1 protein-coding gene is annotated in these 1,307 nt (G+C 39.4%); it reads right to left on the bottom strand.

The window, feature by feature from the left end; all coding sequences use genetic code 11:
- On the bottom strand, positions 1-1,307 hold a 1,307-nt coding region (locus BZG82_RS15990; protein ID WP_108743000.1), incomplete at both ends, for a glycoside hydrolase family 13 protein.

The raw sequence follows: 1,307 nt of genomic DNA on the forward strand, positions 1-1,307 counted from the left end.
CCCTTAAACTCCACAGTCACGACTTGTTCTGAATTATTTATTAATATATCCGTATTACCTCTAGAGTAGGCAATGACATTCGGCTGTTCTAGATGGTACCAATGAATTTCTGGAACATTCCATTCGGGGTGGGATTTTCTCATCACAATTAATTTATGGATAAAGGATTTAAAGTCTAAATCTTGTTCATTTTCATCCCAGATCATACACTTACGATTATTTTCCTTTCCCATCCCTCTGCGTCCATCCATACCGATTTCACCGCCATAGTAAATACATGGGGAACCAACTTGAGTAAACATAAATAGATAGGCTAGACGAGCTTTGCGCTTATCTCCGTTACACAGACTAAGTAAACGTGTTGTATCATGGCTTTCGAGCAAATTAAACATCGCTTCGTTTACATTTTTTGGATACATGAGGTACGAGCGAGTAACTGCGCTCATGAATGTTTCTTTGTCGTAATCGTCAAGAGCAAAGTAATCGGTAATCGCTTGTGTTAATGGATAGTTCATCAGAGAATCGTACTGATCACCACGTAACCAAGCCATTCCCTCGTGCCAGATTTCTCCCAATATATAACAATCAGGTTTAATCCCTTTAACAACTCGGCGAAAATCTCGCCAAAACTCGTGATCGACTTCGTTAGCAACATCCAAACGCCATCCATCAATATCAAACTCTTCTACCCAGTATCGGGCAACCTCGAGAAGATACTGGCGACACTCTTCGTTTTCGGTATTAAGCTTCGGCATTTCTATTACATTGCCGAATGTTTCATAATTAAAGTTCCAGAAATCCCACTCACTTTTAGGTCTATCTGGATAAACAGGAAAACTGTTTATCCAGAACCAATCAGCATAACGAGAATTTTCCCCATTCTTTACCACATCTAACCATAAAGGAGAACGATCTCCGATATGGTTAAATACCGCATCCAGCATTACTTTCATACCACGACGATGRGCTTCTTTGACTAAGGCATGAAAAGCCTCATTACCTCCAAAATGAGGATCGACATTAAAATAGTCGACTGTATCATATTTGTGATTGGCATTGGCTGTAAATATAGGGCAAAAATATAAACCGTTAATACCAAGATTTTGGAGATAATCTAGTTTTTTTATCACTCCCCATAAATCCCCTCCCATAAAGTTGTCTACCGTTGGCTTGCTGCCCCAAGGTTGAACATTTTTTGGCGATAGATCAGGTCGCCCGTTAAAAAAGCGTTCCGGAAAAATCTGATACCAAATTATTTCTTTTACCCAGCCTGGAGTTTTGAGAACATCTTTAGGATTAATATAAGG

The sequence above is a fragment of the Salinivibrio sp. PR5 genome, from assembly GCF_001996085.1.
GTDB classification, from domain to species: Bacteria; Pseudomonadota; Gammaproteobacteria; order Enterobacterales; family Vibrionaceae; genus Salinivibrio; species Salinivibrio proteolyticus.